This is a genomic window from Luteibacter sp. W1I16, assembly GCF_050434905.1.
Classification (GTDB): Bacteria; Pseudomonadota; Gammaproteobacteria; order Xanthomonadales; family Rhodanobacteraceae; genus Luteibacter.
In genome coordinates this window covers 1,772,860-1,785,963 of record NZ_JBNDJJ010000001.1, presented here as the reverse complement: position 1 = coordinate 1,785,963, position 13,104 = coordinate 1,772,860, and the positions used below count along the sequence as shown (strand labels likewise).

Genomic DNA, 13,104 nt, shown 5'->3' with positions numbered 1-13,104 from the left:
TGCTTCGGACCGGGAGATATGCGCAGGTTAGCAGCGGGGATGCGGTATGGCTCACAGGGGTGCTTTCGCGGCATCCATCGCCGACAGGGTCGGCTCCCACCAGCTCGCTCCGCCAGACTTACCTATGGCGGGATGTGGCGGGAGCCGACCCTGTCGGCGATGACCCGGAGCCCGAATCGATCAACCCGCCGCGGCCAGCGCCTCCTGCAATTTCTTCGTCTGCTCGGGAAACGCCTTGCCTTCCGCCGCGACGGTGTCGGCTACGCGCTTGCGCGCTTCGTCGTCGCGGTGCAGCGCGCGCAAGGCCTTCACCTGGTACGTCGCCACCGCGAAGCGATTCGCGCCGTACGCCTTCTTCGATGCCGCGTCGAGATACGGAAGGCCCTCGGCGGGCTTGCCGCTTTCGACGAGGCGACGGCCGTAGCGGTAGTTGTAGACGTAGTCGTCCGGATAGGCCGCGATCAGCTGCTTCTCGAGGGTGTCCAGTTCGTCGCCGGCCTTCGCCCGGACAAGGTACACGCGCAGGTTATCGGCCAGGTTGCGGTCGCTCTTCAGGTCGCCGTGCAGCTTTTCACGACTGAGGTCGATCGCCTTGCGCAGCACGGCCTGTTCGGCCGCGTGGTCGCCGAGCGCCGCATCGAGGTCCGCCGCCGTCAGTACCGCGCTGCGCTGGTCGGCGCATGTGGGCGTGGCGGTGAATACCTGCGTGGCGAGGAACTGCTCGTAAGGTGCCCGCTGCGGCGCGAGGGCCGACTGGCGGGAATCCGGGTGCTGCGCTTCCGTGGCGCCGATCAGGTCATCCAGCACATAAGGACGCTCGCAACCGATGTTGCCGGCGAGGACTTTCGTGGCCGCCTGGGCGATGCCCTTGTCGTCCTTGCGGTCCTTCGCCTGCAACAGGAGCAGCCGCTGCTTGGCCAGCGCCACGCGTTTATCCTTGTCGGACACATTGCGCACCATCGCTGGCAAGGTATCGAACCAGGCCATGCCCTCACTGCCCTGGTAACGCTGCTGGTAGGTGTCCAGCACGTCGGCGACGGCGGCCATGGAGCCCTTGGCGGCGTCAGCTTTTTGTTTGGAGAGCCGTGCATCGCCGGAAAGAAGGCCCGCGATCTCGGGATAGAACTTCTCGCGCGGACGTTCGGCGAGTATGCGTCCCAGTTCCTCGCCGTCGGGCCCGATGGCGACGTATGTGGGCAGGAAGTGGACGTTGAGCTTCTTCATCCATGCCTGGTCGGCGGGCTTGTCGGCGTCGGCTTCGTAGAACACCACCTTGCTTTCGAGGTCGTTCCATTCCTTGCCGTTGAGGACATGGCTGGCCATGTAGTAGCAGGAGTAGCACCACACGGCCTGGAAATCGATCAGCACCGGCTTGTGCTCGCGTTTGCCCTGGGCGAGCGCGGCATCGAGGCTGGCGGGTGTCTCATGCGCGGCGAAGGCCGGCGCGGCGAACATGACGAGAACGGCGACGAGCAGGCGCTTCATGGTGGACCCCACCCTTTGGAGGTATAGACGTCCACCTAATAGCACGTTTCCGGCGCGGTGTCAGATCGTTCCGCTGGCGCCCTCGATCGGCTCCGGGTCCGACACCAGGCCCTGACGGCGGCGCAGCGAGGGGAACCACCATATCCACAGGCCCACCACCAGAAGGGTTCCTATGCCGCCGACCAGGGTCGCATTCACCGCACCCACGGCGGCGGCCAGCAGGCCGGACTCGAATTCACCGAGCTGGTTGGAGGTATTCACGAAGATGGCGTTGACCGCACTCACCCGTCCGCGCATGTCGTCCGGCGTTTCCAGCTGCACCAGCGCGCCGCGAATCACCATGCTGACCATGTCGAAGGCTCCCAGGGCGAACAGCGCGACCACGGACAGCCAGAGGGTGGTGGAGAGCGCGAAGACGAGCGTGGCGACACCGAAGCCCGCGACGGAAGCGAACATGATCGGGCCGACCCGGCGTTCCAGCGAATGCCGGGCCAGCCATACCGACATCAGCAACGCTCCGACCGCCGGCGCGGCGCGCAGGATGCCAAGGCCCCAGGGGCCCGTATGCAGGACATCCTTGGCGAAGATCGGCAACAACGCCGTCGCGCCGCCAAGCAACACGGCGAACAAGTCGAGCGAGATCACGCCGAAGACGGCCGGCCGGCGGCGGATGAAGTGAACCCCGGCGAACAGGGTCTTCAAGGTGGCCGGCTCGCGCCGAGGCGGCAGGTGGTCGTAGGCGAGGCGCGACATCAACACGAGCGCCACGAGGTAGAGCAGGCCGGAGACGCCATAGACCGTGGCGGGTCCCGCCACGTACAGCAGGCCGCCCAGCGCGGGTCCCACGATCATCGCGGCCTGGCCGGCCGAGGCGTTCGCTGCCATCGCGCGCGGAAGCACATGGGCGGGGACGAGCGCCGGCAGCATCGACTGAAGGGCGGGGAACTCGAAGGCCTTGGCGACGCTGACCACGAAGACCAGCGCCAGGATGCCCGTTTCGGTCAGGTGGCCCGTCAGGCTGAATCCGGCCAGCAAGGCGATGGCGAACCATTCGATCGCCTGGCATACCGTGACGATGCGGCGCCGGTCGAACTGGTCGGCGATATGACCCGCCGGAAGGGCCAGCAGCACGGATGGCACGAACTGCGCGAGGCCGATCAGGCCAAGGTCGAACGCGCGGTGGGTCAGTTCGTAAATCTGCCAGCCGACGGCGACGGACATCATCTGGAAACCGAAGCTGGAGGCGTTCTTGGCGAACCAGAATTGCAGGAAGGCGCGATGGCGCAGGAGCGAGACCGCTTCCGTGGTGGGCGAAGGCATGGGGAATCCTTGGGGCGTCCCCCGCATTTTACGCCGCGCCTTGCCAGGCGCGGCATCGAGCGGCGAAGCTAGGGGCTTTCCAGCAGGAATCGCAAGATGATGCGCCGTATCGCCGTCCTCCTCGCCATCGTCGTCCTTGCCACGGCGTGTTCCTCATCGCAGGACCAGCAAGCCGCCGCGCCGGCATCGGCCGCGAACGATCAGGCAGCGGATGCCGCGAAGAAGCTGGAGACCTACCAGCAACTGCTGAAGCTGCACAACGACGGCCCGGCGGTGCAGCTTGGGCACGAGATCATCGACAAGTACCCCGACACCCCCGCGGCGGCCGAAGTAAAGAAGACCCTCGACGAGCTCGAGGCCAGCTACAAGGCGGCCAGCGAGAAAGCCCGCCTCGCCGCGCTGTGGCTTTACCAGACCTCGCCCATGCAGGGTGGCACGCAGAGCACGGCCACTATCCAGTCCTCGCGGCCCACGGGCGAGCAGACGGTGCGCCTGATCCTTCGCCGGCATACCGATTGGGGGCAGAGCGTCTTCCTGTATGCCACGGCCGGGAAGGGCTTCGTGTGCAAGGGCGATTGCTCGCTGAAGGCCACGTTCGACGGCAAGGCGAAGACGATCAAGGCGTTCCGGCCGCCCACCGGTGAACCCGCGCTGCTGTTCCGCAACGACGCGCAGTTCCTCAAGGACCTGGCCAAGACCAGGCGGCTGACCATCGACGTGGTGACGATCAGCCGTGGCGAGACCACGCTCGTCTTCGAGACCGGTGGCTTCGACCCGGAGAAGTGGACACCCCTGCCGAAGAAGAAATGACCTCAGTGCAGGAACAGCTTCTCGGTGATCCGCGTCAGCGGCCACTCGAGCATCGAGTTCACCTTCGGCGGCAGGTCCAGCGGGCGTAGCAGCATCTTCACCGTCATTTCGGCGGGTATGTGCCTCTTGAGCAGGCCCTCGGCGCGCGAGGTGATGCGGCGGAATTCCGCGTCGTCGCCGGCCTTGTCCGGGTAGCGCACGTTGAAGACGTGGCGCAGCGCGATGTCGCTGTCCTCGTTCTTGATCTCGCGCAGGCGCTTCAGCAACGTGCGGAACGTGCTGAGGCGGCCGATGCCGTCGCGCTCGCGATAGATGCGGAAGTGCTGGTAGAAGTGCTTGTAATGACGCACCTCGTCGCCCTTGATGTAGTTGGTCAGCTCGCGCAACACCGGTTCGTCGGTGACCTCGTTGAGCGCACGGTACAGACTTGCCGTGCCGGTCTCCACGACGCAGCGCGCGGCCAGCTCCAGCCCACGGTTCGGTTCCAGTTCCTCGGACGTGCAGACCGAGCCGTAATGGGCGAAGAAGGCATTGAAGCCCGCGTCCCAGTCGAAGTCGGGCCACACGTGGCGCACATAGGCGGCCAGCGCGCGGCCGTGCTGCATTTCCTCGTGCTCCCAGTGGTCGCGCAGCCAGCCTTGCAGTTCCTCGTCGCCGGCGAAATGGTCGACGAGGTTGTGCGTGTACAGGTCCGACCCGCTTTCGACGAACGACGAGCTGCACAGGAGCAGGAAAAGGTCTTCGTTGTGCCTGACCTTCTCCACGTCGATGCGCGAGAGGTCCAGTTTTTCGAGCGTCCATGGCAAGGTGGCGGCGTAGCTCACTGCGGAATGTTCCTCGATCACAGGTCTCGGTGCCCGGGGGCACAATGACGGGATTGTGACAAAGGCGGCGCGTCAACGCACCACGGTCACCGGCACATGCGCCTTGGCCAGGACATCGGTGGAGGTCGACCCGACCAGCCAGCGGGCGAGAGCGCCTCGTTCGGTATGACCGATCACGATGTGGTCCACGCCGTGTCCGGCCACGAAGGAGAGCAGGGCATCGCCTGGGCTGCCATGCACCAGCCCGACCTCCACGGGCACCCCCGGGGGCTGGCCGAGCGCGGCGATCTCCTCGCGGAGGCCGCCCAGGCGCTCCTCCAGGACGTCGGTCATCATCAGGGCGGACGTGTCGGCGCCGTTGTCCACCTGCATCACCGAGACCACGTGGACTTTCGCCTTGGAGCAGGTGGCCAGTTCGAGGGCGAAAAGATAGGCGCGGCGGGCGGTTTCCGAACCGTCGTAGCCGACCAGGATGTTCTTGGGCATGGGGAATCCTCATTTTTCGAGCGGATACGCCTCGATATTAGGACCAGGCCACCGCCGCGGGGAGCCGATTCACGCATCCTCCATGTAGCCCGGCCATTCCTGAACGGCCCGACGGCCGCTCCGTGTTTCTTCACATTCGTGAGTGGAGAATCCGCCTCGCAGTTCCCTGCCACCTTTCAACGGAGAAACGAACATGATCAAGCGCATCACGGGTATGGCCGCCCTGGTTCTGGCGGCGGCAGGTGCTTTCGCGGTCCAGCCGGTCCAGGCCGCCGAGGCCGGAACCAAGTGCCACATGACCTTCAGCACGAGCGGTTGGGCGGCGATCTACAAGCGCGCCGACGGCGAAGGCCACGTGCGTTGCGATAACGGCCAGTCCGCCACCGTGATGATCCACGTCCGCGGCGGCGGCCTTACGGCCGGCAAGTTCAGCATCGAGAACGGCAAGGGCGAGTTCACCAACGTCAAGAACATCAACGAGATCTTCGGCGATTACGCCACGGCCGGTGCCAACGCCGGCGCGGTCAAGAGCGCCGAGAGCCTGGCGATGACCAAGGGTGAGGTATCCCTCGCCGTCACCGGCACCGGCCGTGGTTTCAACCTCGGCGTGGACGTCAGCAAGTTCGAGATCTCGCGGAAGTAAACGTCGCTCCGCGGTCCGGAGGGCACCCGCATGGGTGCCCTTTTTTTTCTTGCGTTTCGGCATCGCCGGCGCAACCTTGGGAGGCTCGCGAGTACACTCACCGCGATCCCCACCCACCGAGGTTCCCTCATGCGCCGCCTCCTCAGCCTCATCGCCCTGTGCATCGTTTCCGCCGCCGCCTGGGCGTCCAGCCCCGTGGCGGGAGAAAAGGCCCCCGATTTCCGCCTTCAGGACCAGAAGGGCGATTGGCACACCCTGCAAACCGGGCAGGGCAAGTGGCTCGTCCTGTATTTCTATCCGAAGGACTTCACGGCCGGTTGCACCACCGAGGTCTGCACCTTCCGCGACGACATCGCCAAGCTGCACAAGGCAGGGGCGGTCGTGCTGGGCGTGAGCCTGGACGACGTCAAGTCACATGCCGAGTTCGCCGAGAAGTACCACGTGCCGTTCCCGCTGCTGTCCGACCCGGACGGCGCCGTCGCGACGAAGTACGCGGTGCTCACCAGCCATGGCGACACCAAGTACGCGTTGCGTGAGACCTTCCTGATCGACCCCGCGGGCAAGATCGTCAAGGTCTACAAGGACGTCGACCCGGAGAAGAATTCGGGCCAGGTCCTGGCCGATCTGGCCGCGCTGAAGAAAGCGGGCGCCTGATCGTGTTCCAGGCCGTCAAGGGCGCCCGGCACGCCCGTCCGTTCGCCGCGTGGCGCATCGTGGTCTGGCTGGTGATGCTGCTGGCGGCCGTGGGCTTCGTGATCAATACCTATGCATCGGTGCTCTTCGCCCACGCCGTGGGTTCGGTGAGTGCCGATGCGATCGCCGCGGGCGCGGGTGATCCACGCATCGGCCTGGCGTGGTCACTGGCGTATGCGCTGGCGGCCTTCGCCGTGATGTCGCTGAGCCTGGGCACGCTGCGATGGCGCGACTGGGGCCGGCGGTCGATGCGGATCGTGGCCCTGCTGTTGATGGTCTGGGCGGCCTACACGGCATGGGTCTCGTTCGACCAGTGGAGCCAGCTCGGCACGGTGCTGTCCCAGGCCGGCCTGCCGGCGGATCTGCTGGCGGCCGGACAGAAGCACAGGACGATCCTTCTGGTCGGCCTGCTCCTCAAGGTCGTGTCGGTTCCCGTGCTGGCCTGGCTGTCATGGGTCATGGGCAGCGTCTCGGTGCGCCAGCAATTCGCCCAGCCGGCACTCTGATCGGTTCAGCGCGCATTCGTTCGCCGCAGGCTATCGAAGCTCTTTCCGCCGGAACCCGATATGACCCCACGCTTGCTCGTCTTCGCTGTCGCCGCCTGTCTTGCAGGTGGCGCGGCCGCCCAGGACATGGGCACCACCTGCCAGGTCGCAAGCACCTACGACCTGTCGGTACGGCCGGAAAGTCTCGTGTTCGAAAGGGCCGACGTGGCGCCGCGTACCGTTCGCATGCAGGACGGAAACCTGAGCACCGATGGCCGGCCGGTGTCGCTGCGACCCGATGAGCAGGACCGCGTGGCTCTTTTCGAGCGCAACGTCCGGGCGCTGGTCCCGAAGGTCAAGGCGATCGCCAACGATGGCGTGGACCTCGCCGCGCGCGCCGTGCGGGACGAAGCGGCGACGGCAGCGCCCGGCGCCATCAGCAGCGGCGAACTCGATCGTGTGTTGAACGGCCGGGTGGCGGACATCAAGCGGCGCATCGCCGCCAGCCAGAGCACGCGGGACTGGCAGGAGGACGCCATGCGCGCCTATGCCCAGGAAATCGTGTCCGACGTGACACCGATCCTCACCCAGGACGTCGGTGGCGAGGCCATGCAGTTGGCGATGAACGGCGATCTGCAAGGAGCCGCGGCGCTTCGGGACAGGGTCGCCTCCGTGTCCACGGGTGGACAAGCCCGCGTCGTGGCACGGCTGGAGGCGGCGCTCAAGCCGCGCATACAGGCGCTGTGCCCATCGATCCGGCAGTTGAGCGATCTGCAATCTGGCTTGCACGATGCGGCAGGCAGGCCCCTGCTGCTTCTGGAGCCGGGTGGATGACCGCCGGCTGACCGGCGGCCGGCGCGTTTAAGGCCGGCTAAGTCCCGCGGGACTAACGTCCTGTCCCATGGAACGCAACTCGACCCGAGTGGTAAACGGCCTGATCAGGCGAGTGATTGCAGACCGCGACCTCTACCTGCAGGCCGCACGCGGCGTTCGCGAGCCGGGACTGAAGACCATCCTGGAAGAATCCGCCGCTTCCCTTTCCGCCATTGCGACCGATCTGCAGGACGAAGTGTCGTCCTCGGGTGTGCGCCCGGCGACGGCCGGCGGTCCCCTGAGCGGCGTGCGCCGGACGATGATGGAAGCTTCGGTGAAGCTCTCGCATGATCCCGACGTGACGTATATCCGGACACTGGAACAGATGGAGCGTCGTCTTCTGGATGCTTTCCTGCGCTTGGAGGCGAGTTCCGGCGATCGCGCCATGGTCGGCAGGCATATCGCGCGCCTGCGCCTGCTGCACCTCGACATGACCAACCTTGGCAGCGCCGCGGGCCGCTGAGGGCCGCTTACGCGGCGAGGCGGAGGTCGAGAAGGGTGCGGTGCATGTGGATGTCGGCGGAAACGCGCACCGGAAACGACGACATCAGAGTTTCTCGATCGGCGAAGAAATTGGCGAAGGCGATCGCGTCCACGGGGTCGCTGCGCACGGCGATCTGCACGCCCTCACGGAAGATGCCCCATGTCTCGCCGATATCCGCGATGTGATACTCGATAGCGTGTTCGTCGTTCATGCCTCGTCCTTCGCCGGACGCCTGACGGCGTAGTGGCGTCAGGATGACGACGAAAGGACGCGGGGGAAATCGGACTAGTCTGAAAATGCCAACTATTTTTTGAGCATATGCTCAGTGCACTGTGCATCGAGCGCCGCGCGCAATCGCGCCGCATAGCGCCCCACGACCGATGCCAGTTCGGGCAGGCGTCGCATGGCCGCCGCGCCGTGGGTGCCGCGAAGCGCATTCTCCAGCCGTTCCGCGAAAGCGGCTTCGGGGGACGGGCCGAATATGCGCATGCCACCGAGGATGCGATGCACTCCATCGGCCGCCGCGGCCGGGTCGGTGAGGGAGACGAGTCCTGCCGTGTCCTCGTGCGCGGATTGTTCGAACCGGGCGACCATCACCGGGAGCAGGGCGAGATCGCCATAGGTATCCCGCCACGCATCCAGGTCCCAGGGCGGTTGCGAGAGCAACGTGGCCAGGGCAGCCAGTCGCAACGGCTTGAGCGCGAATCCATCCATGCCGCAGGCGCGGCAAAGCGCTTCTTCGCCAGCAGTGGCATTGGCGGTCATGGCCACGATACGTACCGTCGATCCTCGTTCGCGCAGCGCACGCGCGAGCGCATATCCGTCCATCACCGGCATATGAAGGTCGGTCAGCAAAACGTCGAATGATTGCGTGGACATGCGTTCCAACGCCGCTGCACCGTCCGCGACGATCACGTGACGATGACCCAGGCGTTCCAGCTGCGCGGCGATCAACTGCCGGCTTGCCGGATTGTCCTCGGCCACGAGGACGCCGAGCGCCGCGTTTCCCGCCGAAGGCATGGAGACAGTGCTATCGGCGATGTCTTCGCCGGGGTGCGGCGACCGCTCCATGTCGAGAAGGATCGTGAGCCGCGTGCCCGCACCGGCTTCGCTCGACATCGCGAGGTCACCGCCCATCAGGCCGACCAGGCGCCGGCTGATGGCGAGGCCCAGCCCGCTTCCACCGAATCGGCGTGCGATGGAAGGCTCCGCCTGGCTGAAGGGCGCGAACAGCCGGTCGATATCGGCCTGCACGACGCCGATACCCGTGTCGACCACATCGATGCGAATCCGTTGTCTCGCCGCGTCGTTTTCCATGACATCGACAACGATGCCGATGCCGCCCTCGGTCGTGAACTTGACGGCATTGCCGACAAGGTTGAGCAGTACCTGGCGCAATCTGGCGGCATCGCATATGACCCATGGCGCAAGGCGCGGATCGACGCGGATATCCACCGAGAGCTCTTTTATCCGCGTTTGCCGCCCGAAAAGCGCCACCACGTCGTCGACGAGCCGGCGAAGGTCGAACGCCGTGTACTCCATCTCGACGGCACCCGCCTCGATCCGCGAGAAGTCGAGCACGTCATCGACGATGCGAAGCAGCGCTTCGGCTGACGATTCAGCCGTTCCGAGAAGGTGGCGCTGGTTCTTTCGCAGCGGCGTGTCGCGAAGCATCTCGAGCATCCCGATCAGTCCGTGCATCGGCGTACGGATCTCGTGGCTCATGGTGGCGAGGAACCGGCTCTTCGCCGCCGTGGCTTCCTCGGCCATGCGCGTCGCCTCCGCCAATTGCGCGGCTTGTGCATGCCGGTCGGATATATCGATCCAGTAGCCAGTGAATTCCACGGCACCCGCCGCCATTCGCGGAAGCGCATGCGAGGCGACCCAACGCTCCGGCACGGCATCGCGAATGCGCATCTCCGCGTGGATGGGGGTGAGCGTGCTCGCGGCCCTGGCGACCTCCGCGAGCAGGCCCGCCTGGTCGCGTGGATCGATTCTCGCGAACGCGCGGCCCTCGTCGTGGAGGAACGTCTCCACGGTGACATCGAAGATGGGCTCGGGATTGCCGCCGACATGGATGAACTCGATGCGCCCGTCCGTGTGGTAGCGAAAGCGGTAGAACACCGCGGGAATATGCCGCGTGATATCCGCCAGGCGTTCTTCGCTCGACCGGCGCCTGCGTGTTTCGTGACGCAGGCGGAGGTACGCGTAGGAAACGGCGAGAAGAAGCGCGAGTATCGCCGCCCCCGCCGGGCCGGCCTTGCGCGCGATTTCCCGCCACGAGCCTCCCCATGTGTACCGGGATCGCAGCCATGTGTTGCGGACGGCCTGGGCGCGGCGTTCGGTGACATGCGCGAGCGCCCTGTCGAGCAAGGGTATCAAGGGCGCGTAGCGGTGCTCGACCGCGATCGCGAATTCCGCGCGTTCGTCCGTCGGCGCGGCGAGTTTCAATCGTGCGGGATAGTCCCGACGCATGACGTACTCGGCTGTCGCGATGTCGCCCACGTAGGCGTCGACACGCCCCGTCACCACGGCGTCCAGCCCCTCGGCCGTATCACGCACATCGACCGGTTCGACGCGTGGGAGGTGGCGGACCGCGGCGGCGACCGCGCCCTGGGCCATATTGGCGGCGACACGGCGTCCACCCAGGTCCGCGGGCCCCGCGATGGTGGCCGTGTCCTCGCGTGTCACGATCATCACCGGGAACTCGATGTAGGGCCGGGTGAAACCGAACCGCCTGCCAAGCTCGCCATTTCGCGGGGAAGCCGCGGGCAGGATGTCGATGTCGCCGGAACCCGCTCGTTTCACCGTGTCCGCCCAGTCCGACGCATGCACGGCGACGTGGGCGACGCCCAGCGCCGCCAGGGCATCATCGAGATAATCCATGGACAGGCCGACAGGCTCTCCATGCCGGTCCACGAAGGTCAAGGGTGCCGATGTGGGATCGACGCCAACGCGCAGCACGGGCAACTGCGCCAGCCAGTTTCGTTCCGCGGCGGTCACGGGCACCCCGGCCTTCGTCGTCACGTCGCTCTGCGCGCCCACGGTGGCATGTGAGCCTTTGTCGCCATCGGAACAGCGGTTCGCGGCGCCCCGGGAGCCAGTGGACGGATGGGAATGGCGTGAGTTGTCGCCAATGTCCCGGGTGGTCGGCTCGTGTGTCTTCAGGGGCGCGGGAAACGCCAGGCACGAGGACATCCGGCTTGAAGACGAGGAGGGTGGCGTGGGACCGGACGCACCGGCGGGGGCATCGCGCGCGCAAAGCGCCAGCGAAAAGATGACCAGGATTCTCACTTGCTGCATGGCGTTCCTTCGACCACGAGCGGACGTTTACTGTAATCTCCGCGATGGTACGACGAGTAGCACATCTCATGGAGAGCGGCAGCACTTATCTGCCGGCGAGGGAAGAAATGGTTCTGCGCACGATCATTGCCGACGATCATCCGGTGGTCCTGATGGGCACCCGTGCGGCGCTCGAAGCGGCAGGCGATATCGATGTGGTCGGAGAAGCAGCCAATGGCGATCAGCTTGTCGACCTGCTGGCCTCTCGCCCGTGCGACGTCATCGTGACCGATTTCTCCATGCCTGGTGGACGCCACGGCGATGGCCTGTCGCTGATCGACCTCGTGCGGCGGCGTTATCCGCGATTGCCTATCGTGGTGCTCACCATGGTGAACAACGCCGCGGTGTTGCAGACGATGCGGGTCAGGGGTGCGCTGGGCCTCTGCGACAAGCGGGCGCCATTGAAGGAAGTGGCCGTGGCGGTGCGCCACGCGGCGGCGGGCCGGCCTTATCTCAGCGAGACGATCCGGCGCCAGTTCGACCAGGCCGGCGTGCACAGCGCGACCGACACCACGCGGCTCTCGGCGCGTGAGATCGAAGTCGTCCGCTTGTATGTGAGCGGTATGTCCATCACCCAGATCGCCGAGCGTCTCAGCCGCAGCGTGAAGACGGTCAGCCGGCAAAAGCGCGACGCCATGCGCAAGCTCGGCATCGATCATGACAGCCGGCTATCCGAATATGCCCGGGAAAGGGGCCTCTCCTCCTGACCCTGCTGGAAGTCAGGGCATGACCATCCGCCCATGTGGAGCCGGTGGAATCGGCTTAAACCTTGGATGGCCCGGGCGCATCCTACCCGGGGCCAATCGTTCACTGGGGAGAAAAACCATGCGCCATGCACTGATCGCCGGCACCACCGCCCTCGCGCTGGCCCTCGCCGCCCCAGCCGGGTTGGCCAGGGGCGTCAATTTCAGCACCGACACCTGCAAGCACGACTATTCCACGCCTTACGATGTCGATGTCACGGCCAATGGGCTGTCCTTCCATCGCAAGGACGGGGTGCCGGCCCAGATCTTCCTGCACGATGGCTCGTTGCGCGTGGATGGCAAGGACGTGGCGGTGTCCCGGAGCGACGCGGATTCGCTGCGCCGCTACGAAGATGGCGTGCGCCGGCTCATGCCGCAGATCGCCTCCATCGCCCGTGATGGCGTCGAGATCGGCTTCTCGGCCATGACATCGGTCACGCTCGCGTTCGCCGACGGCGACCAGCGCGCCCGGATGCTCGACAAGTTGAAGCGCAAGCAGGGCGAGGCACTGCGTGAGATCGACGAAGGCATCGGCTCCGGTCACTGGTCGTCGGACCGCATGACCGAGACGGTGGCCGGTTCGGTGTCGGATTCGGTGGGTGAACTGGTCGGCTCGGTGACATCGAGCGCCGTGACCGCCGCGCTTTCCGGCGATTCGAGCAAGGTGGCGGCGCTACAGGCGCGCGCCGAATCGCTCGACAAGGCCATGGATCGCGAAATGGACAAGCGTTCGAAGGCTCTGGAGGCTCGCGCCGACGCCATTTGTCCGCAACTCAACGACCTCGCGGACCTGCAGCGCGGCTGGAACGTGCGTACCACCGACGGCAAGCCGCTGGAATTGATGACGATCAAGCCCAAGGACAGCAAGGATCACGATCGCGACGATGGCGACCCGAAGAAGGTCGCTTCGTCCTGA

The 13,104-nt window shown here is 65.9% G+C and carries 14 protein-coding genes; 8 read left to right on the top strand and 6 right to left on the bottom strand.

All coding sequences use genetic code 11. The features are described from left to right. Positions 1–180 precede the first annotated feature (180 nt). A complete protein-coding gene (locus QFZ41_RS08030; protein WP_429198277.1) occupies positions 181–1,485 on the bottom strand; it encodes a thioredoxin family protein in 1,305 nt (434 codons plus the stop codon). Positions 1,486–1,545: 60 nt separating this feature from the next. Beyond that, positions 1,546–2,805, bottom strand: a complete 1,260-nt coding sequence (locus QFZ41_RS08025) for an MFS transporter (RefSeq protein WP_429198276.1) — start codon at positions 2,803–2,805, stop codon at positions 1,546–1,548. A 96-nt stretch (positions 2,806–2,901) separates the two neighbouring features. On the opposite strand from QFZ41_RS08025, the gene QFZ41_RS08020 reads away from it, so the two are divergent. Next, a complete protein-coding gene (locus QFZ41_RS08020) occupies positions 2,902–3,615 on the top strand; it encodes a hypothetical protein (protein ID WP_429198275.1) in 714 nt (237 codons plus the stop codon). 2 nt (positions 3,616–3,617) lie between these two features. Here QFZ41_RS08020 and QFZ41_RS08015 read toward each other — a convergent pair whose 3' ends face one another. Continuing rightward, positions 3,618–4,439: a ferritin-like domain-containing protein gene (locus tag QFZ41_RS08015; RefSeq protein ID WP_429198274.1), complete on the bottom strand. Its 822-nt coding sequence runs from the start codon at positions 4,437–4,439 to the stop codon at positions 3,618–3,620. Positions 4,440–4,511: 72 nt separating this feature from the next. Further along, entirely contained in the window at positions 4,512–4,925 is a 414-nt protein-coding gene (locus tag QFZ41_RS08010) for a universal stress protein (protein WP_429198273.1), read from the bottom strand. 193 nt (positions 4,926–5,118) lie between these two features. Here QFZ41_RS08010 and QFZ41_RS08005 point away from each other — a divergent pair, with 193 nt between their 5' ends. The 5 genes from QFZ41_RS08005 to QFZ41_RS07985 all read left to right on the top strand — a co-directional run bounded on the left by QFZ41_RS08005 (position 5,119) and on the right by QFZ41_RS07985 (position 8,082). Then, a complete protein-coding gene (locus QFZ41_RS08005; RefSeq protein ID WP_429198272.1) occupies positions 5,119–5,568 on the top strand; it encodes a hypothetical protein in 450 nt (149 codons plus the stop codon). Between the two features lie 129 nt (positions 5,569–5,697). Further along, a complete protein-coding gene (locus QFZ41_RS08000; RefSeq protein ID WP_429198271.1) occupies positions 5,698–6,222 on the top strand; it encodes a peroxiredoxin in 525 nt (174 codons plus the stop codon). Between the two features lie 2 nt (positions 6,223–6,224). Then, positions 6,225–6,767: a hypothetical protein gene (locus tag QFZ41_RS07995; protein ID WP_429198270.1), complete on the top strand. Its 543-nt coding sequence runs from the start codon at positions 6,225–6,227 to the stop codon at positions 6,765–6,767. Between the two features lie 60 nt (positions 6,768–6,827). Beyond that, the gene (locus QFZ41_RS07990; protein WP_429198269.1) at positions 6,828–7,580 is read left to right on the top strand and encodes a DUF2884 family protein; all 753 of its coding nucleotides are present in this window, start codon (positions 6,828–6,830) and stop codon (positions 7,578–7,580) included. A gap of 67 nt (positions 7,581–7,647) precedes the next feature. Further along, positions 7,648–8,082: a PA2169 family four-helix-bundle protein gene (locus tag QFZ41_RS07985; RefSeq protein ID WP_429198268.1), complete on the top strand. Its 435-nt coding sequence runs from the start codon at positions 7,648–7,650 to the stop codon at positions 8,080–8,082. Positions 8,083–8,089: 7 nt separating this feature from the next. Here QFZ41_RS07985 and QFZ41_RS07980 read toward each other — a convergent pair whose 3' ends face one another. Both QFZ41_RS07980 and QFZ41_RS07975 read right to left on the bottom strand, forming a co-directional pair. After that, positions 8,090–8,314: a hypothetical protein gene (locus tag QFZ41_RS07980; RefSeq protein ID WP_429198267.1), complete on the bottom strand. Its 225-nt coding sequence runs from the start codon at positions 8,312–8,314 to the stop codon at positions 8,090–8,092. Between the two features lie 92 nt (positions 8,315–8,406). Next, positions 8,407–11,406, bottom strand: coding sequence for an ATP-binding protein (locus QFZ41_RS07975; RefSeq protein ID WP_429198266.1), 3,000 nt, complete (start codon positions 11,404–11,406; stop codon positions 8,407–8,409). Positions 11,407–11,474: 68 nt separating this feature from the next. On the opposite strand from QFZ41_RS07975, the gene QFZ41_RS07970 reads away from it, so the two are divergent. Together QFZ41_RS07970 and QFZ41_RS07965 are read left to right on the top strand one after the other, a co-directional pair. Beyond that, a complete protein-coding gene (locus tag QFZ41_RS07970; protein ID WP_429198265.1) occupies positions 11,475–12,152 on the top strand; it encodes a response regulator in 678 nt (225 codons plus the stop codon). A gap of 118 nt (positions 12,153–12,270) precedes the next feature. Next, the gene (locus tag QFZ41_RS07965) at positions 12,271–13,104 is read left to right on the top strand and encodes a DUF2884 family protein (RefSeq protein WP_429198264.1); all 834 of its coding nucleotides are present in this window, start codon (positions 12,271–12,273) and stop codon (positions 13,102–13,104) included.